Source organism: Pseudomonas sp. GL-B-12 (assembly GCF_019955895.1).
GTDB lineage: Bacteria > Pseudomonadota > Gammaproteobacteria > Pseudomonadales > Pseudomonadaceae > Aquipseudomonas.
Window position 1 is genome coordinate 1 of sequence record NZ_JAHBCX010000057.1, and the last position, 24,979, is coordinate 24,979.

General features: G+C 61.2%; 23 protein-coding genes and 1 pseudogene. 19 read left to right on the plus strand and 5 right to left on the minus strand.

Annotated elements, in window-relative coordinates:
• Window positions 1-77: 77 nt before the first annotated feature.
• The 4 genes from KGA85_RS26625 to KGA85_RS26640 all read left to right on the plus strand — a co-directional run bounded on the left by KGA85_RS26625 (window position 78) and on the right by KGA85_RS26640 (window position 3,344).
• Entirely contained in the window at window positions 78-1,529 is a 1,452-nt protein-coding gene (locus tag KGA85_RS26625; RefSeq protein ID WP_223543498.1) for an NAD-dependent succinate-semialdehyde dehydrogenase, read from the plus strand.
• A 19-nt stretch (window positions 1,530-1,548) separates the two neighbouring features.
• Entirely contained in the window at window positions 1,549-1,938 is a 390-nt protein-coding gene (locus KGA85_RS26630; RefSeq protein ID WP_007991919.1) for a carboxymuconolactone decarboxylase family protein, read from the plus strand.
• Between the two features lie 88 nt (window positions 1,939-2,026).
• A complete protein-coding gene (locus tag KGA85_RS26635; RefSeq protein WP_015095667.1) occupies window positions 2,027-2,779 on the plus strand; it encodes a GntR family transcriptional regulator in 753 nt (250 codons plus the stop codon).
• Window position 2,780: 1 nt separating this feature from the next.
• Window positions 2,781-3,344, plus strand: coding sequence for an NUDIX hydrolase (locus KGA85_RS26640; protein WP_223453488.1), 564 nt, complete (start codon window positions 2,781-2,783; stop codon window positions 3,342-3,344).
• Between the two features lie 1,050 nt (window positions 3,345-4,394).
• On the opposite strand, the gene KGA85_RS26645 is transcribed toward KGA85_RS26640, so the two are convergent.
• The gene (locus KGA85_RS26645; protein WP_223460846.1) at window positions 4,395-4,691 is read right to left on the minus strand and encodes a DUF1330 domain-containing protein; all 297 of its coding nucleotides are present in this window, start codon (window positions 4,689-4,691) and stop codon (window positions 4,395-4,397) included.
• Window positions 4,692-4,761: 70 nt separating this feature from the next.
• On the opposite strand from KGA85_RS26645, the gene ribBA reads away from it, so the two are divergent.
• From ribBA to KGA85_RS26675, 6 genes are all read left to right on the plus strand, one after another.
• The gene (ribBA, locus tag KGA85_RS26650) at window positions 4,762-5,871 is read left to right on the plus strand and encodes a bifunctional 3,4-dihydroxy-2-butanone-4-phosphate synthase/GTP cyclohydrolase II (RefSeq protein WP_046043525.1); all 1,110 of its coding nucleotides are present in this window, start codon (window positions 4,762-4,764) and stop codon (window positions 5,869-5,871) included.
• A gap of 347 nt (window positions 5,872-6,218) precedes the next feature.
• Window positions 6,219-7,244 (plus strand): ABC transporter substrate-binding protein, encoded by a 1,026-nt coding sequence (locus KGA85_RS26655; protein ID WP_223460844.1) that lies wholly within the window; start codon window positions 6,219-6,221, stop codon window positions 7,242-7,244.
• Complete coding sequence (locus KGA85_RS26660) at window positions 7,241-8,185, plus strand: ABC transporter permease (RefSeq protein WP_223543499.1); 945 nt, start codon at window positions 7,241-7,243, stop codon at window positions 8,183-8,185. The genes KGA85_RS26655 and KGA85_RS26660 overlap by 4 nt, the downstream gene beginning before the upstream one ends.
• 6 nt (window positions 8,186-8,191) lie before the next feature.
• Window positions 8,192-9,001: an ABC transporter permease gene (locus tag KGA85_RS26665; RefSeq protein ID WP_223543500.1), complete on the plus strand. Its 810-nt coding sequence runs from the start codon at window positions 8,192-8,194 to the stop codon at window positions 8,999-9,001.
• A 16-nt stretch (window positions 9,002-9,017) separates the two neighbouring features.
• Complete coding sequence (locus KGA85_RS26670; RefSeq protein WP_223460843.1) at window positions 9,018-10,172, plus strand: ABC transporter ATP-binding protein; 1,155 nt, start codon at window positions 9,018-9,020, stop codon at window positions 10,170-10,172.
• 264 nt (window positions 10,173-10,436) lie between these two features.
• Window positions 10,437-12,152 (plus strand): amidase, encoded by a 1,716-nt coding sequence (locus KGA85_RS26675; protein WP_223533796.1) that lies wholly within the window; start codon window positions 10,437-10,439, stop codon window positions 12,150-12,152.
• Between the two features lie 45 nt (window positions 12,153-12,197).
• Here the strand turns inward: KGA85_RS26675 and KGA85_RS26680 are convergent, their stop codons facing one another.
• Entirely contained in the window at window positions 12,198-13,196 is a 999-nt protein-coding gene (locus tag KGA85_RS26680) for a bile acid:sodium symporter family protein (RefSeq protein ID WP_223460839.1), read from the minus strand.
• A gap of 85 nt (window positions 13,197-13,281) precedes the next feature.
• Between KGA85_RS26680 and KGA85_RS26685 the strand changes: the two genes are divergently transcribed.
• The gene (locus KGA85_RS26685) at window positions 13,282-14,070 is read left to right on the plus strand and encodes an AraC family transcriptional regulator (protein WP_223460838.1); all 789 of its coding nucleotides are present in this window, start codon (window positions 13,282-13,284) and stop codon (window positions 14,068-14,070) included.
• A 67-nt stretch (window positions 14,071-14,137) separates the two neighbouring features.
• On the opposite strand, the gene KGA85_RS26690 is transcribed toward KGA85_RS26685, so the two are convergent.
• Entirely contained in the window at window positions 14,138-15,238 is a 1,101-nt protein-coding gene (locus tag KGA85_RS26690; protein WP_223460836.1) for a polyamine ABC transporter substrate-binding protein, read from the minus strand.
• Between the two features lie 267 nt (window positions 15,239-15,505).
• Between KGA85_RS26690 and KGA85_RS26695 the strand changes: the two are divergent.
• Window positions 15,506-15,636: pseudogene (locus KGA85_RS26695) on the plus strand (IS110 family transposase); the annotation flags it as partial.
• Window positions 15,637-15,815: 179 nt separating this feature from the next.
• Here the strand turns inward: KGA85_RS26695 and KGA85_RS26700 are convergent.
• Window positions 15,816-17,141, minus strand: coding sequence for an OprD family porin (locus KGA85_RS26700; RefSeq protein ID WP_223460835.1), 1,326 nt, complete (start codon window positions 17,139-17,141; stop codon window positions 15,816-15,818).
• Between the two features lie 355 nt (window positions 17,142-17,496).
• On the opposite strand from KGA85_RS26700, the gene KGA85_RS26705 reads away from it, so the two are divergent.
• Window positions 17,497-18,117, plus strand: coding sequence for a glutathione S-transferase family protein (locus KGA85_RS26705; RefSeq protein ID WP_223460833.1), 621 nt, complete (start codon window positions 17,497-17,499; stop codon window positions 18,115-18,117).
• Between the two features lie 69 nt (window positions 18,118-18,186).
• On the opposite strand, the gene KGA85_RS26710 is transcribed toward KGA85_RS26705, so the two are convergent.
• Window positions 18,187-18,996, minus strand: coding sequence for a cytosine permease (locus tag KGA85_RS26710; RefSeq protein ID WP_223460831.1), 810 nt, complete (start codon window positions 18,994-18,996; stop codon window positions 18,187-18,189).
• 323 nt (window positions 18,997-19,319) lie between these two features.
• Between KGA85_RS26710 and KGA85_RS26715 the strand changes: the two genes are divergently transcribed.
• The 6 genes from KGA85_RS26715 to KGA85_RS26740 all read left to right on the plus strand — a co-directional run.
• Complete coding sequence (locus KGA85_RS26715) at window positions 19,320-19,805, plus strand: flavin reductase family protein (protein ID WP_223460830.1); 486 nt, start codon at window positions 19,320-19,322, stop codon at window positions 19,803-19,805.
• A 280-nt stretch (window positions 19,806-20,085) separates the two neighbouring features.
• A complete protein-coding gene (locus tag KGA85_RS26720; protein ID WP_223460828.1) occupies window positions 20,086-21,129 on the plus strand; it encodes an LLM class flavin-dependent oxidoreductase in 1,044 nt (347 codons plus the stop codon).
• A 108-nt stretch (window positions 21,130-21,237) separates the two neighbouring features.
• Complete coding sequence (locus tag KGA85_RS26725; RefSeq protein ID WP_221174502.1) at window positions 21,238-21,390, plus strand: hypothetical protein; 153 nt, start codon at window positions 21,238-21,240, stop codon at window positions 21,388-21,390.
• A gap of 90 nt (window positions 21,391-21,480) precedes the next feature.
• The gene (locus KGA85_RS26730) at window positions 21,481-22,158 is read left to right on the plus strand and encodes a cysteine hydrolase family protein (RefSeq protein ID WP_223460826.1); all 678 of its coding nucleotides are present in this window, start codon (window positions 21,481-21,483) and stop codon (window positions 22,156-22,158) included.
• Between the two features lie 5 nt (window positions 22,159-22,163).
• Window positions 22,164-23,522 carry a purine-cytosine permease family protein gene (locus KGA85_RS26735; RefSeq protein ID WP_223543501.1) on the plus strand — a complete coding sequence of 453 codons (1,359 nt, stop codon included), beginning with the start codon at window positions 22,164-22,166 and terminating at the stop codon, window positions 23,520-23,522.
• Window positions 23,523-24,010: 488 nt separating this feature from the next.
• A partial coding sequence (locus KGA85_RS26740) for a type VI secretion system Vgr family protein (protein ID WP_223543502.1) occupies window positions 24,011-24,979 on the plus strand: 969 nt, incomplete at its 3' end.

Below are 24,979 nucleotides of genomic sequence, written 5' to 3' on the forward strand. Positions count from 1 at the left end.
CATCAATATTGACTGACCCACCGCTTTCGCGAGCAAGCCCGCTCCCACAGGGTCCACCACTTTACTCGGGAGCCGGCATGAGCCCAGCAGCCTCGTTACTGTTCCGCCAGCAGGCCTACATCAATGGCCAATGGCTGGACGCGCCGGATGGCGCCTGTCAGGACATCTTCAACCCGGCCACCGGTGAACTCATCGGCCGGGTGCCGAACCTCGGCGCCGAACATGCGCGCCAGGCCATCGAGGCTGCCAACAAAGCCTGGCCGGCCTGGCGCACACTGACCGCCAAGGAGCGCAGCAATACGCTCAAGCGTTGGCATGCCCTGATGCTGGAAAATGCCGACGCCCTGGCAAACATCCTCACCCTCGAACAAGGCAAGCCACTGGCTGAAGCCAAGGGCGAAATCCTCTACGCCGCGAGCTTCATCGAGTGGTTCGCCGAAGAGGCCAAGCGCATCTACGGCGACACCATTCCCAGCCACAAGGGCGACGCGCGCATCGTCGTCAGCAAGGAGCCGATTGGTGTCGTCGCGGCCATCACGCCGTGGAACTTCCCGGCGGCGATGATCACCCGCAAGGCCGGCCCCGCGCTGGCGGCCGGTTGCCCGTGCATCGTCAAACCGGCCCCGGAAACGCCGTTCTCGGCACTGGCCATGGCCGCACTGGCGGAACAGGCTGGCATTCCAGCGGGCATTTTCAGCGTGATCACTGGCGATGCCATTGCCATCGGTGGTGAGCTGACTTCAAGCCCACTCGTGCGCAAACTGTCGTTCACCGGCTCCACCGGGATCGGAAAATTGCTGATGGCCCAGTGCGCGCCGACCCTGAAAAAAGTCTCGCTGGAACTGGGCGGCAACGCGCCGTTCATTGTCTTCGATGACGCCGATCTGGAACGTGCCGTTGATGGTGCGCTGATCGCCAAATTCCGCAACGCCGGGCAGACCTGCGTCTGCGTCAATCGCTTCCTGGTGCAGGACGGCATCCACGACGCCTTTGTCGCACGCCTGGCCGAACGGGTTTCGCAACTCAAGGTCGGCAGCGGTTTCGAGGATGGCGTCACCCAAGGGCCGCTGATCAACGAGCGTGCCGTGGCCAAGGTGGAAGACCACGTGCAAGACGCGCTGGAACACGGCGCACAACTGCTGTGCGGCGGCGAACGCCATGCATTGGGCAATGGCTTCTTTCAGCCAACCGTGTTGGCGGGCGTTACCACGCTAATGAAAGTCGCCCAGGAAGAAACTTTCGGCCCACTGGCAGCGGTGTTCCGCTTCGACACCGAGGCAAAGGCCGTCGAGATGGCCAACGACACCGAATTCGGCCTGGCCGCCTACTGCTACACCCGCGACCTGGGCCGCGCCTGGCGCATGAGCGAGGCGCTGGAGTACGGCATGGTCGGGATCAACGAAGGGCTGATTTCCACCGAAGTCGCGCCGTTTGGCGGCATCAAGTCCTCGGGGCTGGGCCGTGAAGGGTCGAAATACGGCATCGAGGATTACCTGGAACTCAAATACACCTTGATGGGCGGCCTTTGAGCCCACGGGAGCTACGCAAATGAACAACGAAAAGTATGAAAAAGGCCTGAAGATCCGCACCCAGGTGCTGGGCGAAGCCTACGTCAACCGTTCCATCGAAAACGCCGACGACTTCACCCGCCCGTTGCAGGAAATGGTCACCGAATATTGTTGGGGTCATGTCTGGGGCCGTGAGGGTTTGTCGCTCAAGGAGCGCAGCATGATCAACCTGGCGATGATCTCGGCCCTCAACCGGCCCCATGAACTCAAGCTGCATGTGCGCGGCGCCTTGCGTAACGGCCTGAGTCGTGAGCAAATACGCGAAATATTGCTTCAGGTCGGCATTTATTGCGGTGTCCCCGCTGCCGTAGACAGTTTCCGGCTCGCCCGTGAAGCCTTCGCCGAAGCCGATGCCGAGGCCTCCAGTTAACCCTTGGCTGTTTGATCTGACCGGGCACCCAGATTCCCGTAATCGAAGTGCTCTTTTTGCATGGACAGCCACAATCAGAGCGGACCCCATGAAACGCCTGCCACTCGACGACAGCTTCAAGGTCAATCGCAACCCCGTTACCCTGCGCGAAATCGTGCTGGATAAACTGCGAAGCGCCATCATGAACTTCCAGCTCCTGCCGGGAGACCGTCTGGTCGAACGCGATCTGTGCGATCGCCTGGGCGTCAGCCGTACCTCCGTGCGCGAAGCCTTGCGTCACCTGGAATCCGAAGGCCTGGTGGAATTCGCCGACGCCAAGGGCCCGCGTGTCGCGATCATCACCCTGGCCGATGCCGTGGACATCTACGAGCTGCGCTGCGTACTCGAAGGGTTGATCGTGCAACTGTTCACCCTGCGCGCCAAGGCCAAGGACATCAAGGCCCTGGAAAAAGCCCTCGAAGAAAACCGCAAGGCGCTGAAAGACGGCGAACTGCAACAGGTCATCGACTCGGTGCAGGGTTTCTACGATGTGCTGCTCGAAGGCTCGGGCAACCATGTCGCGGCCACTCAGCTGCGCCAGTTGCAGGCACGCATCAGCTACCTGCGCGCGACCTCGGTGTCCCAGGAAAACCGTCGCGGCGCCAGCAACCAGGAAATGGAGCGCATGGTCGAGGCGATCAAGGGCGGCGATCCGCTGGCCGCCCACCAGGCTTGCGTCGACCACGTGCGTGCAGCCGCGGCCGTGGCCCTGGACTACCTCAAGCGCAAGCAGGAAGAAACCGGCGACATCCCGGCGATCACCCTGCCCATCGCGCTGAAAGAACCGCGCATAGGTCGCTGAAATGTTCAGCCCGAGCTTTTGCCCCAAGTGCGGCAGCGCTGATCTCGGTCAGCAGCTGCCGCCGGGCGATACGCACGAGCGCCTGATGTGCCGCGGCTGCGGCTACATCCATTACGTCAATCCGAAGATCATTGCCGGCTGCATCATCGAGCAGGACGGCAAGTACCTGTTGTGCCAACGCGCGATTCCGCCGCGCCCGGGTACCTGGACCCTGCCGGCGGGCTTCATGGAAAGCGGCGAGACCACCGAGCAGGCGGCCTTGCGCGAGGTCTGGGAAGAAAGCGGCGTGCGTGCGGAAATCGTCTCGCCCTACTCGATTTTCAGCGTGCCGCAGATCAGCGAGGTGTACATCATCTTCCGCGCCATCGCGCTGGAGATCACCGGGCAGTACGGCCCGGAAACCCTCGACTACAAGTTCTTCGCGCCTGAGGACATTCCTTGGGACAGCATCTATTATCCGGCGATCCGGCAGATTCTTGAGCGCTATATCGAGGAGCGTCAGGCTGGGGTGTATGGCATCTACATGGGCAATGACGACAGCGGGAAGATTCACTTTATTCGCTGATAGTCTTTGCTTTTGATCGTGTACATATCCGTTTCTTTGGTAACGGCCACTTGTGGCCTCTGAAGGACCCTGTGGGAGCGAGCCTGCTCGCGATGGCGGTGTAGCAGGCGGCGTGGATTTTTGAGGGTGTACATATCCGTTTTTGCGGTAACGGCCACTTAGGGTTCCGCTCTTACAGCGGGTTACTTGGAAGAGCCCCAAGTAACCAAGGGCTCTTGCCCCTGACGTTCGGTGCCTCGCCAAGGCTCGGCATGCCCTCGCTCCGGTCCTGCTCCGTGGGCCCGCCGCCATCGGCCATCCATGGCCGGCGGCGGCTAACCCGGCATCCATGCCGGGTTGCCCACTGCGCAGAACCTCCACTCGGCCTCACGAGGGGGCAAGAAGATCAAAAGCCAAAGCCAAAGCAAAAGCAAAAGCGAGGCGGCCTACCGGCCGGCCTGTTTGCTGGGTTCGTTCGCCTGTGATGTACCTGGTCGACTGGCAGGCCGCCATCGCGAGCAGGCTCGCTCCTACAGGTACTCAGTACATCCGCAAGATTTCGGTCGGCTGGCAGGCCGTCATCGCGGGCAAGCCCGCTCCCACAGGGATTGGGGACATCTGCAAAAACCAGGTCGGCTGTCAGGCCGCCTTCGCAGGCAAGTCGGATCGCCGCACCGCCGTTCCCACAGAAGAGCAAAGGCAGATCGGCATACACCCACGCTCTTCACCACTCATCAGGCCGAGCGTTAGCTCGCCTGCAGCTCTTGATCTTGATCCACCCGCCCCCTCGGCAGGCTGAGTGGAGGCGTTCATCCGGGGGTGGGCGCGCAGCGCCGTTCGGCGCAGCCGAACACATCGAGAGGAGGTCGAGCGAAGCCGACCGGAGGCGATGCCCCCGGATGAATGCCGGAGCGAAGGAACCCCGAGCCTTAGCGAGGGGCCGTACGTTCGGGGCGAGCGTTTTTTGGGTTACTTTTTTTAGGCGCTTGTAAAAAAAGTGACTCGCCGTAAGGGCGAAACCATAAGCCGCCATAACCGAAGAAACGGATATGTACTCAACTCAGTCGCTTTTTAGAGCAGCTCCACCCCCTCGACAATAATCACCTCAGCCAAAGCCACCCCCTCACGGTACCCACGCGCCTCCTGATACAACGCCGAGTGATAGCAAGCCACCGCCTGCTCATAGGAATCAAACTCAATCACCACACTACGTTGCGGCGTCGACCGACCTTCCATCGCCTCGCTACGCCCACCCCGCGCCAGAACCCGACCGCCATACAGGGCAAACGCCTGCGGCGCCCGCTGAGTGTATTGGCTGTATTGATCGGGGTCAGTGACATCCACATGAGCAATCCAGTACGCCTTCATAGTGACCTCTCAGTTTGTTTTGTATTATGGTATACCACATTACCAATCCAACAAACACTGAGACTCCAGCATGGCCTTCAACAGCATCGAAGAAATCATCGAAGATTACCGCCTCGGCAAAATGGTCCTGCTGGTCGACGATGAAGACCGGGAAAACGAAGGCGACCTGTTGCTGGCCGCCGACTGCTGCACACCCGAGGCGATCAGCTTCATGGCCCGTGAAGCCCGGGGCCTGATCTGCCTGACCCTGACCGACGAACACTGCAAACGCCTGGGCCTGGAGCAGATGGTCCCGAGCAATGGCAGCGTGTTCAGCACCGCCTTCACCGTGTCCATCGAGGCCGCTGTCGGTGTGACCACCGGCATCTCGGCTGCGGATCGTGCATGCACCGTGGCCGCTGCCGTCGCCGCCCATGCCGGCCCCGCCGATATCGTGCAACCCGGCCACATCTTCCCGCTGCGCGCCCGGGAAGGCGGCGTGCTGACCCGCGCCGGCCACACCGAAGCCGGCTGCGACCTGGCACGCCTGGCCGGCCATACCCCGGCCTCGGTGATCGTCGAAGTGATGAACGACGACGGCACCATGGCCCGGCGCCCGGACCTGGAAGTGTTCGCGCGCAAGCACGGGATCAAGATCGGCACCATCGCCGACCTGATCCACTATCGCCTGAGCACCGAGCACACCATCGTGCGTATCGGTGAACGTGACCTGCCGACCGTGCACGGCACCTTTCGTCTGATCACCTTTGAGGATCGCATCGAAGGCGGTGTCCACATGGCCATGGTCATGGGCGATCTGCGCCGCGAGCAACCGACACTGGTGCGGGTGCATGTGATCGACCCATTGCGCGATCTGGTCGGTGCCGAGTACAGCGGGCCGACCAACTGGACGTTGTGGGCCGCCTTGCAGCGTGTCGCCGCCGAAGGCCACGGTGTGGTGGTGGTGCTGGCCAATCACGAATCCTCCCAGGCGCTGCTCGAGCGGGTACCGCAATTGACCCAACCACCACGGCAGTTCAGCCGTTCGCAGTCACGGATTTATTCGGAAGTGGGCACCGGTGCGCAGATCCTGCAGAACCTGGGTGTCGGCAAGCTTCGCCACCTCGGGCCGCCGCTGAAGTATGCGGGTTTGACCGGGTATGACCTGGAGGTGGTGGAGAGTATTCCATTCACCGAGTGATTCCGAGCCCTGCCTAAGGCTGGTGCCTTACCTGTGGCGAGGGGGCTTGCCCCCGTTGGGGCGCGAAGCGCCCCCCAGCGTCATTAAGACAGACCCAGTCACTCAATTTTGCGACTGCTTCGCAGCCGAACGGGGGCAAGCCCCCTCGCCACAGGTCTGCATTCGATTGCAGGAAAAAATCCACTTTCGGCTGATAGCCGGTACGGCAAAGTGCTTGCACAAAGTTTGGAATACCATAATATGATATTCCATAGACCGGACAGTCAGCACTGACTCGATGGACCTACTGCTCCCGATAGGCGGGCACTCGAAGCCCCGCTCATAAACACAACAATGAGGGCGTGAAAATGGTGTTGAACAAACGTGCGACCGCGGTTCTTTTTGCGGGACTGCTGAGCGTGACCAGCCAGGTGTTGATGGCGGCTGAAAGCGTCAACTTCGTGAGTTGGGGCGGCAGCACCCAGGATGCGCAGAAGCAGGCCTGGGCCGACCCGTTCAGCAAGGCCAGCGGCATCACCGTGGTGCAGGATGGCCCGACCGACTACGGCAAACTCAAAGCCATGGTCGAAAGCGGCAACGTGCAGTGGGACGTGGTCGACGTCGAAGCCGACTTCGCCCTGCGCGCCGCCTCCGAAGGCTTGCTCGAACCCCTCGATTTCAAAGTGATTGAACGCGACAAGATCGACCCGCGTTTCGTCAGCGATCACGGCGTCGGCTCGTTCTTCTTCTCCTTCGTCCTCGGCTACAACGAAGGCAAGCTCGGCGCCAACAAGCCTCAAGACTGGTCCGCGCTGTTCGACACCAAGACCTACCCCGGCAAACGCGCCCTCTACAAATGGCCAAGCCCTGGCGTGCTGGAACTGGCGCTGCTGGCCGACGGTGTAGCAGCGGACAAGCTCTACCCGCTGGATCTGGACCGCGCCTTCAAGAAACTCGACACCATCAAGAAAGACATCGTCTGGTGGGGCGGCGGCGCGCAGTCGCAGCAGCTGCTGGCCTCCGGTGAAGCGAGCATGGGCCAGTTCTGGAACGGCCGGATTCATGCCCTGCAAGAAGACGGCGCCCCAGTCGGCGTAAGCTGGAAGCAGAACCTGGTCATGGCCGACATCCTGGTCATTCCCAAGGGTTCGAAAAACAAGGATGCGGCGATGAAGTTCCTGGCCAATGCCAGCAGCGCCAAGGGCCAGGCGGACTTCTCCAACCTGACCGCCTATGCCCCGGTCAACGTCGACAGCGTGCAGCGCCTGGACTCGGTACTGGCCCCTAACCTGCCGACCGCTTACGCAAAGGATCAGATCACTCTTGATTTCGCGTACTGGGCCAAGAACGGTCCGGCCATCGCGACACGGTGGAACGAATGGCTGGTCAAATGAAAATGACGGCAACCGCGTCTCGTCCATCCACTGCCACCGGGAGCGCCACTGGCGCTGCCGGTTCGGCGCCCGCCAAGGCAGCTGTGATGACGCAATCTCCTTCCCTGGCGCAGCGCTGGCGTGGCGCGAGCAACCTGGTGCCCGCCCTGCTGTTTCTTGGCCTGTTCTTTCTGGCGCCATTGATTGGCCTGCTGCTGCGCGGCGTGCTGGAACCAGTGCCGGGCCTTGGCAACTACGAACAGCTGTTCGCCAACTCGGCCTATGCCCGGGTCTTGCTCAACACCTTTTCGGTGGCCGGTCTGGTGACGCTGTTCAGCCTGTTGCTGGGCTTCCCGCTGGCCTGGGCGATCACCCTGGTGCCCCGTGGCTGGGGCCGCTGGATCCTGAACATCGCGCTGCTGTCGATGTGGACCAGCCTGCTCGCCCGCACCTACTCCTGGCTGGTGTTGCTGCAAGCCTCCGGGGTGATCAACAAGGCGTTGATGGCCATGGGCATCATCGATCAACCGCTGGAGATGGTGCACAACCTCACCGGCGTGGTGATCGGCATGAGCTACATCATGATCCCGTTCATCGTGCTGCCGTTGCAGGCGACCATGCAGGCCATCGACCCGATGATCCTGCAGGCCGGCTCCATCTGCGGCGCCAGCCCCTGGACCAACTTCTTCCGGGTGTTCCTGCCGCTGTGCCGGCCGGGACTGTTCTCCGGCGGCCTGATGGTGTTCGTGATGTCCCTCGGTTACTACGTGACCCCGGCGCTGCTGGGCGGTGCGCAGAACATGATGCTGCCCGAGTTCATCATTCAGCAGGTGCAGTCGTTCCTCAACTGGGGCCTGGCCAGCGCCGGCGCCGCGTTGCTGATCGTGATCACGCTGGTGCTGTTCTACTTCTACCTGAAGCTTCAGCCGGAATCCCCGGTTGGCGCCAGCAACGCGAGGTAAGCCGTCATGCTCCTGACCCCCAATGCCATGAGCCGCCGGATGCGCTTCGGCCTGTATGCCACCACCGGGCTGATCGGTCTGTTCCTGCTGCTGCCGATCGTGTTCATCGTGCTGCTGTCGTTCGGATCGTCGCAATGGCTGGTGTTCCCGCCACCGGGCTGGACGCTGAAATGGTACGGCCAGTTCTTCTCCAATGCCGACTGGATGAACGCCGCCATGGCCAGTCTGAAAGTCGCGGTGCTGACCACGTTCTTCGCCATCGCTTTGGGCCTGCCCACCGCGTTCGCCCTGGTGCGTGGCCGCTTTCCCGGCCGGGAAATGCTCTACGGCCTGTTCACCCTGCCGATGATCGTACCGCTGGTGATCATCGCCGTAGCGGTGTACGCGCTGTTCCTGAAACTGGGTTACACCGGGACCATGTTCGCGTTCGTGGTCAGCCACGTCATCGTCGCGCTGCCGTTCACCATCATCTCGATCATCAATTCGCTGAAGCTGTTCGACCAGTCGATCGAGGATGCGGCGGTGATCTGCGGCGCCTCGCGCCTGCAAGCGGTGTTCAAGGTGACCTTCCCGGCGATCCGTCCGGGCATGGTGGCCGGCGCCCTCTTCGCCTTCCTCGTCTCCTGGGATGAAGTGGTGCTGAGCGTGATGATGGCCAGCCCGACCCTGCAAACCCTTCCCGTGAAAATGTGGACCACCCTGCGCCAGGACCTGACGCCCGTGATCGCCGTCGCCTCGACGCTGCTGATCGGCCTCTCGGTATTGGTCATGGTGATCGCCGCCGCTCTGCGCCGGCGCAACGAAATCAGCGCTTGAGCGCCAGGAGTACGACATGAGTGCAGTGATCAAAGATTCCGCGCAGCAAAATGACAAACCCCTGGTCAGCCTGCGTAACCTGAACAAGCACTACGGCGACTTTGCCGCCGTGGACAACATCTCGCTGGACATCAAGGACGGCGAATTCCTCACCTTCCTCGGCTCCAGCGGCTCGGGCAAAAGCACCACGCTGTCGATGCTTGCCGGCTTCGAAACCCCGAGCAGTGGCGAGATCCTGGTCAACGGCCAGTCACTGGTGAATGTGCCGCCGCACAAACGCGACATCGGCATGGTGTTCCAGCGCTACTCGCTGTTTCCGCACCTGTCGGTACGCGACAACATCGCCTTCCCGCTGGCCATTCGCAAACTGGCCGCCGCCGAACGCGAGCGCCGGGTCGATGCGATGCTCAAGCTGGTGCAGCTTGAGCAATTCGCCCATCGCCGCCCTTCGCAACTGTCCGGTGGCCAGCAGCAACGAGTCGCTATTGCCCGGGCGCTGGTCTATGAGCCACGCATCCTGCTGATGGACGAACCCCTCGGTGCACTGGACAAGAAACTGCGTGAAGACCTGCAGGATGAACTACGTCAGCTGCATCGGCGCCTGGGCATCACCATCGTCTACGTGACCCACGATCAGGAAGAAGCCATGCGCCTGTCCCAGCGCATCGCGATTTTCAGCCACGGCAAGATCGTCGGCCTGGGCAGCGGCTATGACCTGTACCAGAATCCGCCGAACGCCTTTGTCGCCTCGTTCCTCGGCAACTCGAACTTCCTCAAGCTCAAGGCCCAGGGTAATGCGGTGGCGACCTTCGAAGGGCAACCGCTGTCGATCCGACTCACCGCCGGCCTGCAAACCGATCAGGACGTGCTGTTGATGGTGCGTCCAGAAAAAGCCCTGGCCCTGAGCAATGAACAAGCCCTTGCCGAACCGCTGGCCGCCGGCTGGAACGAAGTCTCGGCCAAGGTCGTGGAAGTGCTGTTTCTCGGCGAAAGCCAGACCTGCAGCGTGATCACCGCTGGCGGCACCTCGATGACGGTCAAGGCGCTGTCAGCCGCCGGCATGCCGCTCAAGGCCGGCGACCCGGTGCGAGTGCGTTGGGCCACCGCCGATGCCTGCGTCTACACCGAATGGGCCGAAAGCGACCTGAACAAGGCCGCCGGCGCTCACTGATCCTTTGGCCTGCGCGTGCGGGCCACTATAATGTGTCACCCTCGGGCCACCACAACGTCGGGTTGTGGTGGCCTTATTTCTGTCGCCTGTAAGATAAATTGGACAACGGATTCCTAAAATCCCGGTTTAATGCTAAATAGTGCTCAGTATTTTTAACACCCGCCCCTGTCGTGCCACACAGTGCAACGAGAATAACGATATGAAAGTCCATTTCGAGAAAAGTGAAGTGTTTGGGACCCTCCACCTGCAAGCGGCGGTGGCAGCATGATCGAAGTTACCGAAGTTTCCATTGCCGAGCTGCGCGCCGCGCTCGAATCCGGCCAGACCACCTCGGTTGAACTGGTCCAGGCTTATCTCGCGCGGATCGACGCCTATGACGGCCCCGAGACGCCTACCGCATTGAACGCCGTCGTGGTTCGCAACCCCGAGGCGCTCGCCGAAGCGCAGGCGTCCGACGCCCGTCGCGCCAAGGGCCAGACGCTGGGAGCGCTGGACGGTATCCCTTACACCGCCAAGGACAGCTATCTGGTCAAGGGCCTCACCGCCGCTTCCGGCAGCCCGGCCTTCAAGGACCTGGTCGCCTATCGCGACGCGTTCACCATCGAACGCCTGCGCGCCGCCGGGGCGATCTGCCTGGGCAAGACCAACATGCCGCCGATGGCCAACGGCGGGATGCAGCGCGGCGTCTACGGCCGCGCCGAGAGCCCGTACAACGCTGACTACCTCACCGCCCCTTTCGCCTCCGGTTCGTCGAACGGCGCGGGTACTGCCACTGCCGCGAGTTTCGCAGCCTTCGGCCTGGCGGAAGAAACCTGGTCGAGCGGTCGTGGCCCGGCCTCGAACAATGGCTTGTGTGCCTACACGCCTTCACGCGGGGTGATCTCGGTGCGCGGCAACTGGCCGTTGACCCCGACCATGGACGTGGTTGTGCCGTTCGCCCGGACCATGGCTGACCTGCTGGAAGTGCTCGACGTGGTAGTGGCCGATGACCCGGACACCCGTGGCGACCTGTGGCGCCTGCAACCCTGGGTGCCGATCCCGAGCTCGTCCTTGGTGCGCCCCAAATCCTACGCGGCGCTGGCCGCCAACAGCGAGGCGCTCAAAGGCAAGAAGTTCGGCATTCCACGCATGTACATCAACGCCGACCCTGAAGCTGGTACGTCCGAAGCGCCGGGCATCGGTGGGCCGACCGGCCAACGCATCAACACCCGTCCTTCGGTGATCGGGCTCTGGGAACAGGCGCGCAAGGCCCTCGAAGCCGCGGGCGCCGAAGTGCTCGAAGTGGATTTCCCGCTGGTTTCCAATTGCGAGGGTGATCGCCCTGGCACGCCGACCGTGTTCAATCGCGGCATCGTCTCCAAAGAATTTTTACACCATGAACTGTGGGACCTGACCGCTTGGGCCTTCGATGATTTCCTGCAAGCCAACGGCGATCCGAAACTGAATCGTCTGGTCGATGTCGACGGCCCGCAGATCTTCCCTCACGACCCGGGCACCCTGCCCAACCGCGAGGGCGACCTGGTCGCCGGCATGGACGAATACGTGCGCATGGCCGAACGCGGCATCACTCCGTGGGACCAGATCAGCACGATGCCGGACGGCCTGCGCGGGCTGGAGAAAACCCGCAAGATCGATCTGGAAGACTGGATGGATCGCCTGGGGCTCGACGCGGTGCTGTTCCCGACGGTCGCCGATGTGGGCCCTGCGAATGCCGATGTCGATCCGCAATCGGCGGATATCGCCTGGAGCAACGGCGTGTGGGTCGCCAACGGCAACCTCGCCATCCGCCACCTGGGCGTGCCAACGGTCACCGTGCCGATGGGCGTGATGCCGGACATCGGCATGCCGGTCGGCCTGACGTTTGCCGGGCGCGCCTATGACGACTCGTCGCTGCTGCACCTGGCGTCGGCGTTCGAGTCGACCGGGAACAAACGCATGATCCCGCCGCGCACCCCGCCATTGGTCGCTGACAAGCGCTGACCGGTAAAACCGTGGCGGCTCACTCGAGCCGCCACGGCTGGCGAATCAGGGATCTACCTGGGCCATCAATTCGGGAATCGATTCCGGTCGATTGGCATAACGCTGCGCCAGCATCGCACAGACCATCAGTTGAATCTGGTGGAACAGCATCAGCGGCAGGATCAGCAAGCCAATGGTGCTACCGGCAAACAGCACCTGCGCCATCGGCACGCCGGTCGCCAGGCTTTTCTTCGAACCGCAGAAGAGAATGGTGATGCGGTCTTCCTGGTTGAAACCGAATGCCTTGCCCAGTACGGTCGAGGCCACCAACACCAACGCCAGGACCACGCAGCACGCCACCACCAGCCCAACCAGATCCAGCAACGGAATCTGGTGCCAGAGGCCCTCGATCACCGCCTCGCTGAACGCGCCGTAGACCACCAGCAGAATCGAGCCCTGATCGACGAACTTCAACCAGCTCTTGTTGCGCGCCACCCAATTGCCGATCCAGCGCCTCGCGATTTGCCCGGCAATGAACGGCAGCAGCAACTGCACGCTGATCTTGAGGATGGCGTCGAGAGTCGAGGAGCCTTCGCCGTGCACGTTCAACAGCAGGGTCACCAGCAACGGCGTGAGGAAAATCCCGAACAAGCTGGACGCCGCCGCGCTGCAAATCGCCGCCGGGATGTTGCCCCGCGCCAGTGAAGTAAAGGCAATCGCCGACTGCACCGTGGCAGGCAGCGCGCACAGGTAAAGCATGCCCATGTACAGATCATTGCCGATCAGCGGCGACAGCAGCGGCTTGAGCGCCAGGCCGAGCAGCGGAAACAGCACGAAGGTCAGGCTGAACACCAGCAAATGCAGGCGCCAATGCCCGGCACCGGCGATGATCGATTCGCGGGACAGCTTGGCGCCATGCAGGAAAAACAGCAGCGCGATGGCGACGTTGGTCAGCCAGCCAAAACCGACCGCGACCTGGCCGCTGGCAGGCAGCAGGCTGGCGAGCGTCACCACGCCGATCAGGGTCAGGGTGAAGTTGTCAGGTAACAGACGGGGGCGAGTCATGGGGTTGATCATCCGGGGGTTGCCAGTACGTGAAAGCGACTCTAACGTGACTGTGAATTACCGACTAACGCCGATGAGCCAACTGATGCCGCCTAAAGGACATGACAAGAGTGTTCGACGCAGTATTCCCGGGCTGTCCAGCCTGCCACGACCGCTCTATGGCCGTACCGAATCGCTGCCCAATCGCGCCCTGACTCGGCGCCACAGCCACCCGTGGGTGCAGCTTTCCTATGCGATTGCGGGCGTACTCGAAATACAGACCGGCGTCGGGCGTTTCGTCGCCCCGCCGGAACGGGCGGTGTGGATTCCGGCGGGCATGCCGCACCGGGTGTTCAGTTCGCCGCGCACGGAAATGCGCAGCCTGTACATCGATTGCAGCGTCTCGACGTGGGCGCCGCCGGGGTGTCATGTGTTGGGGGTCAGCGATTTGTTGCGCGAGTTGATCCGTGCCTTCAGTCAGGTACCGGTGGAATACGATCAGGACGGGCCGCACGGTCGATTGGCCCAGGTGATTCTGGATCAATTGGCGCAGGCGCCGCAGATCGATTTGATGCTGCCCCTGCCCCAGGACAGCCGATTGCGGCAAATCGCCCAAAGCCTGGAGTCGCACCCGGAGCAACAGACCACACTCACTCACTGGAGCGACCAGTTCGGCGTCACCGAGAAAACCCTCAGTCGCCTGTTCCTGCGCGACACCGGCCTGACCTTTCGCGCCTGGCGCCAGCGCTTGCGTTTGCTTGGCGCCCTGACGCCACTGGAACAGGGTGAGCGGGTGACTGACGTCGCGTTGGCCTGTGGCTACGACTCGACGTCGGCGTTTATCGCTGCCTTCCGCCAGCAGTTCGGTGAGACACCGGGGGAGTTCTTTCGATAAATTCGACACAGGACGACCTGTAGGAGCGAGCTCGCTCCTACAGGGATCTCACAAAAATATCCCGGGGTTACTGATCAGACTTGATACTGGTCCAGACCCGGGTGCGCACCCGCTCAAGCTTTTGCGGCAATGGCTGCACGACGTACAGCGTCTTCAATGCCTCGCTGGTCGGTGTCAGGTTCGGGTTGCCGGTGATGTCTTTGTCGATCAGCGCCAGCGAGTCCTTGTTGGCATTCGGGTAACCGAGGAAGTCGCTGATCGGCGCGATGACTTTCGGGTCCAGCAGGTTGTTGAGGAATTCGTGGGCCTCGGCGACGTTCTTTGCGCTTTTGGGGATGGCGAAGGTGTCGAACCAGATCGGCGCGCCTTCTTTCGGCAGGCGCCAGTCGACGACCACGCCGTTGCCCGCCTCTTTGGCGCGATTGCCGAATTGATAGAAGCTGCCGGAGTAACCGATGGCCACGCAGATATCGCCGTTGGCGATGTCGGTCATGTACTTGGCGGAGTTGAAGTAGGTGACGTAAGGGCGAACCTTGAGCATCAGCGCCTTGGCTTTTTCGTAGTCATCCGGGTTCTGGCTGTTCGGGTCCAGCCCCAGGTAATGCAGGGCCAGCGGCAGGATCTCCGAAGGCGAGTCGAGCATGGCGACGCCACAGGCCTTGAGCTTCTCCATGTTCTCGGGCTTGAACACCAGGTCCCAGCTGTCCACCGGCGCATTCTCGCCCAGTGCTGCCTTGACCTTGGCCGGGTTGAAGCCGATCAGCACGGTGCCGTACATGTAGGGCACGCCGTACTGGTTGCCCGGGTCGTTCTTGTCCAGCAGCTTGAGCAACGCAGGGTCCTGGTGCGACCAGTTCGGCAGTTTGGACTTGTCGAGTTTCTGGAACACGCCCGCCTTGATCTGGGTTTCGATGAACTGGTTCGATGGCACCACCAGGTCGTAACCCGAGTTGCCGGTCAGCAGCTTGGCTTCCAGGGACTCGTTGGTGTCGAAGGTGTCCCAGGTCACCTTGATCCCGGTGTCCTTGGCGAAATCCTTGGGCACGGACGGCAGGATGTAGTCCGCCCAGTTGTACACCCGCAATTCGCCCTGTTCGGCGTGCACCGCGCTGGCCAGCAGCGACAGTCCGCAAACGGTGGCGCCCAGTATGCGTTTCATTGAGTCCATGGATCGTTTCCCCAAGTGTGGCGTGAGTTCGATGGTTTTTATGTTCTGTACACGGCAGCGGCCTTGAAAATAGCCAAGGGCAAGGAAGTGAAGCGTCTGGTTGTGGTTTCAACGCGGGTGGCCGACTCAGCCACCCGCGTCTGATTCTTGCTGACGGCGTGGCCGGTTCACAGCGTGAGGCAGGCCAAAAGGAGACCGAAATGGCCAAAATAGGTGTCCGCATTGATCAGCGGCACGAGGCCTTTCACCGAGGGTTAGTCCAAACAGCCAGACTTCAACGCACGCTATGACGCTCTTCGGGAGCGAGGCAAGAGCGCGATAGTCGCGCTCTTGCCTGCATGCGGGTCTTACTGATTAGGCTGAATGCCATGTTGCGCGATGGCACCGAATGGCGGTGACGAGTGGCACAGTGAAGACAGTTGCTCCCACAGTCGTGTTGGTTGCTCACGGATTTTGCGGATAGCCACGAACCCTGTGGGAGCGGGCTTGCTCGCGAAGAGGCCGGCACATTCAATATCGATGTGACCTGATATACCGCCTTCGCGAGCAGGCTCGCTCTCACAGGGGGTGTGCGTGATTACAGCAACGACAAGGTGTAATTGATGATGAACCGGTTCTGATCGACGTTGCGCCCGGCATCGGTATTGGACTTGGCATTACGCAAGGTGAACCCCACCCCCTTGAACGTGCCCGACTGCAACACGTAGTCCAGGGTCATGTCGCGCTCCCACTCGGACTGGTCACTGGCGTTTTTCGCCTTGATGTCCGTGCCCTTCAGATACACGATCGAGGCTTTCAGGCCCGGCACGCCCAAGGGCGCGAAGTCGTAGGTGTATTGGCCGAAATTGGTCTGCTCGCCGGCCCGGGCAAAGTTCTGGATCATCTTGTCGGTGGGCAGGTAGACACTGCCGCCGCCCGCCCCTTTGTCCACCAGGCTGCCCTGGTTGGGCTGGACGAAGTTGCTGCCGTCGCCCACCCGTTGATGCCCCACCGACACCGCGTGCCCGCCATGGGTGTAGGTGACCATCGCAGCCCAGGTGCTGTTGTCGATTTCACCGTCGTTGTCGTCGGTGTAACCCGACACCCGATAGCCTTGCGCGCGGCCGGAGGCAGAGCTGTTGGCACCGCTCGACGTGGTGCGGAAGTAGCGCAGGTCGGTGGTCAGTGAGCTTGCGCTGTCGATGGGCAAAATGTGCGTCAGGCCAAGGAAGTTCTGGTTGTAGAAATCTTCCAGCTGCGCGAAGTAATACTGGGTCTTCAGGTTCCTGGTGAGGTTGTAGTCTCCGCCGGCGTAGTAGAACTTGTTGCTGTCCTGCGTGCTGCCGGCGACCGACAAGCCTGTGCGGTCCGTCGAGGCGCGCCCTACCGCGTGCTCCAGCACACCGCCGGTCAACGTCAGGCCATCGATGTCGTTCGAGGTGACCTGTGCGCCGGTAAACGATTGCGGCAACACACGGGCATCGTTCGCCAGAAGGATCGGCAATTTCGGCAGCAAGGTGCCGTAGCGAAATTCCGTCCTGGCCAGGCGCATCTTCGCCGTAGGACCGAAGCTGCTCCAGGCGGCGGCCGCGCCGTCGCCGTCAGAAGGAATCATGCCGCTACCGACGTGGCGCCCCGCTCCGCTGTCCAGTGTGATGCCAAGCAACGCCTGGGCATCGAGCCCGAACCCCAGCGCACCCTGCGTAAACCCGGACTCATAGCGCAACACGAAACCCTGGGCCGCCTCTTCGGTTTTCGAAGGGGCAGCGCTGCCATCGCGATTGTCGCTGTTGAAGTACAAGGTGCGCATCGAGAGGCTGGCCTTGCTGTCTTCCAGAAATCCATGGCCGGCAGTATCGGCAGCCTGTGCGCCCATCGAGCTGGTGGCCAGCAGGACTGCGGTAGGAATGGCTCGTTTGAACATAGGGTGCTCCTGGGTGTTTCTTATCGTTATTTGAAGGTTTCACCGCCAGACAGAACCCGATTGCCGCCCACGCAACAGCGCTCAACACGAGCGCGAAAACAGGCGCGCTCGATGAGTGACATGAGCATCGGACGTTCGAGGTGAGGGTTGACTGACTGGTTTGTGAAACTCTTAAAACATTTCGAGAGGCTATTATCAAACGAGGTGTAAGTAGTTTTCGTGGAGGGATAAGCCTTGTCGCGCCGGGGTATGGACGGTCACTGTTTTTGCATATCGGTGCGGCGGATTTTCATCATACTGACATCATCGGCAGTGTTTGGTGACTGCTTGCATGTCCCAACAAGAGCAATAACCCATGAACGATCAAATCGAACTGTACGGCGCGAACACCGGCAACAGCCTGCGGGCAGCGATTGCCCTGGAAGAATCGGGCATCGCCTACACGGCACGCAGGCTCGACCTGTATGCGCAGGAGCACCGTGGCCCGGCCTTTCTGGCGCTTAACCCGGCCGGGAAAGTCCCGACCCTGATCGATCACGGGACAACACCGACGCTGGTCATCAACCAGTCCAACGCCATCATCCAATACGCCGACTCCATTGCACCCGGAAGGCTGGCACCGGCGCAGCCCGGACCTGAGCGCATCCGGGTGATTGACCGCTATTTCTTTTTCGTGACCGATGTCATCGCCCCCAGCCATGCCGCCTTTTTTCTGCACCAGGCGGGGCAGGACAAGGCAGCGGCGATCATCGATCTGCGGGTGATCGAGCAACTGACCTACGCGGAAAGTTTTCTGACTGCCGGCTTCATGGCCGGAGAGCAGTTCTCCATGGCCGACATTTCGGCGTTCACCATCGCCACAGCGTTCCGTGATCGATTGGAATGGAAAGAGCTTCCGCAACTTTCGCGCTGGTTCGACTCGGTCGAAGCCAGGCCGGCGGTACAACGCGGTCTGAATGCGTTCAAGCAATGCTGAGCGGTTGCCGAAAACAAAAATGCCCAACAAAGCGCCGGGCATTTTCAGACGAACACGAAAGGTTTTGCCTCAGTCGGTGTAGCCGAGCTCTACCGAACGGCTTTCCTGCGACTGGCTTCGTGTAGCGAGGCAGTAATACAACGGGCACGTCACCACCAGCCCCACCAGCCACGACAGGTCCGCGCCGTCCACCAGATTGGCGTACGGTCCGACGTACAAGGAGGTATTGGCGAACGGCAGCTGCACGATGATGCCGATGAAGTAGGCAATGATCGCGTGCAGGTTGAAGCGACCGTAGATACCACCGTCAGCCCGGAAGATCGACGCGATGTCATAGCGACCGCGCTTGATCAGGTAGAAGTCGATCAGGTTGATCGAGGCCCACGGCACCAACACCAGCAACACCAGCAACACCAGCAACACCAGCAACAGCGCCAGGATCAGGCCGATGAATTGCGAAATGAAATTCGCCGAGGCACCCAGCGCCACTACGCAGCAACCCGCCAGCACGATGTTGGAAATGAAGAAACCGATGTAGATCAACGCCGCGAAGAACACGATCAGCAGCGCGCCATAGCGGCCGAACTGACCACGACTCTGCACCATCTGCGGGATGCCCATGCACGGCCCTTGGGCGGATGCGAGGGCAATCACCACGCCGCCGACCATGTGCCCGAGGGCAATCGCCAGCAAACCCCAGAACAGGTTGAGGTGGAACACCTGGACCACCATGGCGCCGGTGACGATGGGCAGTGGCGCGATGTTGGTGCTGAACCACAGGGTGAAAAGATCGCGGGCCTTCCCGTGGCGCTCTGCGAGTGGAACGTAGTCGACCGTGTGGTTCTCGATCAACGGATCTTGCCGGGACATCCGGGACATGTGCATGAACTCGAGTTTGTCTGTTCTTATCTTTGTATGAAGCCAAACCGGGGGGACTCTCTGGCCGCCCATCAGATGCCGACCATATTATGGTATTCCATTCTTTAAACAAGACTGATCCGGTCTTTGAACAAGCATCTGAGCCGGCATCCTGCCCGATTCACGCCAGCGCTGGTTAGCTTAAAGCCCTGTAATCATTGGGTTTCCGACGAAAGCCGTACGTTTATCGGTTCATCTAAAAAGACCTTGCAATCGATGTATTACGGTATACCATCAGACCTATAAACACATAAAAACGCGTCACACCACCCGAGGACCGTCCAATGATCGATGCCGCCATCTACAAACAAGTCATGGGTTCGTTCCCGTCCGGAGTGACCGTGATCACCACCCTGGATGACGATGGGCAAATCGTCGGCCTGACCGCCAGCGCCTTCAGCTCGCTGTCGATGGACCCGGCCCTGGTGCTGTTCTGCCCCAACTACAGCTCCGATTCCTACCCGGTCCTGATCAAGAACAAACGCTTCGCCATCCACGTGCTTTCCGGCGGCCAGCAAAACGAAGCCTATGCCTTTGCACGCAAGGGCAAGGAAAAGGCCCAGGGGATCGAGTGGACGCTGAGCGAGCTGGGCAACCCGATTCTGGCCAACGCCACGGCGGTCATCGAATGTGAGTTGTGGCGCGAATATGAAGGCGGTGACCACGCCATCATGGTCGGCGCGGTGAAAAACCTGATCGTGCCCCGGCAGACCAGCGGGCCGTTGGTGTATTGCCACGGCAAGATGGGCGCCCTGCCCGTTTTGGCCTGAACCGATCACATGACTGATATAAAACCTGTGGTGAGGGAGCTTGCTCCCGCTGGACTGCGAAGCAGTCCCCTATTGAGGCCGCTTCGCGACCTGACGGGACGGTGCGGCGATCCGACAAGCTCCCTCGCCACAGGTTAGTCGGCGCTTGATCTACCTTTTACTGACTGAGATCCGGACTGTTCGTCAGAATATATTTTTCTACAAATTAGTATTATGGTATACCAACAACCAGCAGGCCCGCAGTCGACAGGCCAACAACAAAAGATCCGAGGTAAGCGTCATGAAGTTTTCCCTGTTCGTACACATGGAACGTTGGGACGAAAGCGTCAGCCACCGCCAGTTGTTCGAAGACCTGACCGAACTGACGCTGATGGCCGAGGCCGGTGGTTTCAGCACCGTGTGGATCGGCGAACACCACTCCATGGAGTACACCATCTCGCCAAGCCCGATGCCGCTGCTGGCTTATCTGGCGGGCAAGACCACCACCATTCACCTGGGCGCCGGCACCATCATCGCTCCGTTCTGGCATCCGCTGCGGGTGGCCGGTGAATGCGCGTTGCTCGACGTGATCAGCAACGGACGCATGGAAGTCGGTCTGGCCCGTGGCGCCTACCAGATCGAGTTCGACCGCATGGCCGGCGGCATGCCGGCGTCCTCCGGCGGCCAGGCGTTGCGGGAAATGGTTCCGGTGGTGCGGGCATTGTGGAACGGCGACTACGCCCATGACGGCGACATCTGGAAATTCCCGACCTCCACCAGCGTGCCCAAGCCGATCCAACAGCCGAACCCGCCGATGTGGATCGCTGCCCGCGACCCGGACTCGCACAACTTCGCCGTGGCCAACGGCTGCAACGTCATGGTCACGCCGCTGATGAAAGGCGACGAGGAAGTCCTCGACCTGAAGAACAAGTTCCAGGCAGCGCTGGACAACAACCCTGGCGTGCCGCGCCCGCAACTGATGGTGCTGCGTCACACCCACGTGCACACCGCCGACGATCCGCAGGGCTGGGAAGTCGGGGCCAAGGCGATCTCGAAGTTCTACCGCACCTTCGATGCCTGGTTCGGCAACAAGACCACCCCGGTCAACGGCTTCCTCGCGCCGAGCCCGGAAGAGAAATTCGCCGGTCGCCCTGAGTTCGAGCTGGAAAGCCTGCACAAGACCGCCATGATCGGCACCCCGGAAGAAATCATTCCGCGCATCAAGTACTACCAAGAACTGGGGGTCGACGAATTCAGCTTCTGGTGCGATAACAGCCTGCCCCACGCGGAGAAGAAAAAATCCCTGGAGCTGTTCATCAAGCACATAGTGCCTGCGTTCCGGTAAGAGCGAACTCGCTCGCGATGGACGCCAACGATAACGCGCGCCATCTGAATGACCGCGTTATCCAGAAGTTTTTCGCGAGCAGGCTCGCTCCCACAAGGGTCGATTCCAATGATGACTGGTCGCCTCCCATCACTCGCCCTTCCCTCCGGCGCCGCGCGGGCTTACCTGCGCGGTGAATGGACCGCTTCGCACCTGCATTTCAAGCGCCTGCGCGCCAGCGTTTCGGCCAAGCAGAACGGCTTCTGGCAAACGGTTCACTGAGCCCACCCGAACAGCCAATCACGCACCCCGCGTCTCGCCATTGCATGGCGCGTACGGTGCATCGTGTTTCGCCTTGATCAGGTTTGCCCAATGAACAATAACAACGCGCTGTTGATCATCGACATGCAGCAGGAGGACGGCTTCGTCCTGGAAAACTTCGACAGGGTGGTCGCCCATACCGCCGCCCTGCTCGATACCGTCCGCCATCAGCGGATGCCTGTCATCTATACCCGCCACATCAATCAGGCCGACGGCAGTGACCTGCCCCACGGCGAACCCCTGGCCGCTGACGGTGGCCCCGGCAGTTACCGCGCCGGCACCCGGCAAGTGGAAATCATCGAGTCGCTGACGCCGCAGCCCGGTGAATTGATCATCGACAAGGGCCGTTACAGTGCCTTTCACCGCACCGACCTCGATGCCCGACTCAAGGCAATGGAGGTCGACACGCTGATCGTCTGCGGCGTGCTGACCGACGTCTGCGTGCTCACCAGCGTGTTCGATGCCTTCGCCCTGGGCTATCGCGTGCGCCTGGTCAACGATGCCTGCACCACGACCACCGAGGCCGGGCATTACTCGGCCCTGTTGATCATGGCCAACTGGGTCTACGCGCTGGAAATCCTCACCACCACCGAGTGCCTGCACGCCCTGCAACACCGCGATTACATCAGCCTGATCCCCGAGCAGCCGGACCTGTTTGCCCACCAGCCCCATGAGCTGCAAAGCACCATCGCCCGTCTGCAATCCCGTCTCGTCCGGACTCAGGAGTGATCGCCATGCAAGTCGAAAAAAGAAGCATCGATTTCATCCCCGAGACCGAACGCCACGGCAAGCCGGGTTCGCTGTTCTATATCTGGTTCGGCGCCAACATGAACATCACCACCATCGCCTCCGGCGTGTTGCCGGTGGTGATGGGGCTCAACCTGTTCTGGAGTGCGCTGGCGATCATCATCGGCTCGTTGCTGGGGGCGATTTTCATGGCCTCGCACTCGGCCCAGGGACCGAAGCTGGGCATTCCGCAAATGATCCAGAGCCGGGCGCAATTCGGCGTGTTGGGGGCGGTGTTGCCGCTGCTGTTCGTGATGCTGATCTACCTGGGTTTCTTCGTCAGCAACACCTTGCTCGCGGCCCAGGCGCTGGAGTCCGTCAGCCCGCTGCCGATGTCCGGCAATATCTACCTGATCGGCGCGTTGTGCTTCGTCGTCGCGCTCTATGGCTATCGGTTGATTCACCGCTTGCAGAAGCTGCTGTCGATTCTGTCGCTGGTGGTGTTCGTCGCCGCCACAGTGCTCGCCTTGCAGTTGCCGATCCCGGCCGAACAATGGCTGCCGACGGGCTTCTCGCTGTCGAAGTTCCTGGTGGCGGTGAGCATCGCCGTGACCTGGCAACTGTCCTACGCGCCTTACGTCGCCGATTATTCGCGCTACCTGCCAAGCAACACGCCGACCGCCCAGGTGTTCTGGTACAGCTACGCCGGCACGGTCAGCGGTGGTGCGTGGATGATGATTCTCGGGGCGATCCTGAGCGTCGGCATCGGCGACTTTTCCAGCAACGTCGGCGGGCATGTCGCCGGTCTGTTCGGCGCTGGCGCGGTGCTGCTGTTCGCCTTCATCGTCTACGGCCAGGTGTCGATCAACGTGTTCAACCTGTACGGCGCGTTCATGTCGACCATCACCGTGATCGAGCCGTTTGCCCGACTGAAGGTGACGCCGCGAGTACGCGGTGTGTTCATGCTGCTGATCAGCCTGGTGGCCACGGCCCTGTGCACCATCAGTCAGGACGACTTCATCAACTTCTTCCTCAACTTCATCTTCTTCATGAGCTACTTCCTGATCCCGTGGACGGCGATCAATCTGGTGGACTACTACTGCCTGCGCAAAGGTCAGTACCGGATTGACGACATCTTCGACCTGAACGGGATCTACGGACGGGTCAACTGGATCGCCTGCGGCAGTTTCCTGCTGGCGATTGCCCTGGAAATTCCGTTCATGAACACCACGCTGTACGTCGGCCCGGTGGCCACTGCGCTGGATGGGGTGGATCTGGCGTGGATCGTCGGGTTGCTGGTGCCGGCGTTGAGTTATTACTGGTTGATGAAGCTTGGCAGGCGGGCACTGGTGGCAGAGTCCGCCTAACGCCCCCCCCTGTAGGAGCTGGCTTGCCAGCGATGGCGGCTTGCCTGACACAGCGCATCGTCCGGTTCGCCAGCAAGCCGGCTCCTAAAGGTTTGGTCGATCTTTTGATATGTATAAACCGTGGTCGTGAACTTGGCGCCACATTGATCGCCATAAGCTGAAAGCAGAAGATCGTAGGGTCCTACGTAGGAGTGGCGTACTCCAGTGGAGTTACCGAAGGTTCGGGCCGCGTTCGGACGATATTTTTGATCCTCTACTCGGGCTCAACCCGAACGGATAGACGACATCGAAAGAAGCGCCACCGCTTAACATTGAACAGGTCGTAAACATCCCACAGACCAGGCGGGTCGACACCAAGACGCTTCCTACGTCACCACCAGAAACATCCTATATCAACCTTTTTTGCCTTCCTGAAAGCTGCCCAGCGTTTGAACGAGGGTGGCAACGAAGCCTCCCCGTCCGCTTCAAAAGCCAAGGGAGGCCTGATTTTGTCCAACACACCGCGCACCTTCTTCGACCACAGCCGCCACAAACTGCAGGTCGACGGACTCGACACGCCCCTCGACGTCCTCACCTTCGAGGGCCATGAGTACCTTAGCCAACCCTACCTCTACCGCATCGAATTCACCGCCAGCGACCTCGACATCGGCGCGGAAAAATTCATCGGCCAGTACGCCGAATTCAGCCTGTACGACGCACCGTCCAACGTGCCCGTGTTCTCTTGGGAAGTGCCCAAACCGCCCAAGCCCCTGCGCACCGTCTATGGCCGCATCACCGCCTGCCAGCGCCTGTCCGGCTCAATCGACGAAGCCCGCTACGAAGTCACCCTGCAACCGCGCCTGGCCCTGCTCGATCGCGGCCAGCAGACGCGGATCTATCAGCACCAGTCCGTGCCAGACATCGTCAAAAGCATTCTGCGCGACCGCCACGGTCTGAACACCGGGCACTTCCGCTTCAACCTCAAGCGCGAGTACCCGCAGCGCGAGCAGGTGATGCAGTACCAGGAAAGCGACCTGGCCTTCATCAGCCGGATCCTGGCCGACGTCGGCATCTGGTACCGCTGCATCCAGCACGAAGAGCTCGCCTTCGACGTTGTTGAGTTCTGCGACGACCAGCGCTGCTACCAGTTCGACGTCGAGCTGCCGCTGCGCTCGCCCTCGGGCTTCAGCAACAGCGTCGAGGACAGCGTCTGGGCCCTGCAAACCCGGCATAAGGTGGTGGAACAGCAAGTTAGCGTGCGCGCCTATCACCCCGAGGACAGCCGCGCCTACCTCGACGGCGAGGTCGACCAGACCCTCGGCGAGCCCACCACCCACGGCGTGGCCACGATCCGCGGCGTCGCCGACAACACCTACGGCGACGCCTACCACTACGCCGAACCCTACCGCGTGCTCGGCAAGTCCCACCTGCGCGACGAAGACCTGCAAAGCGAAAGCGGCTTTTTCTATGCGCGCCTG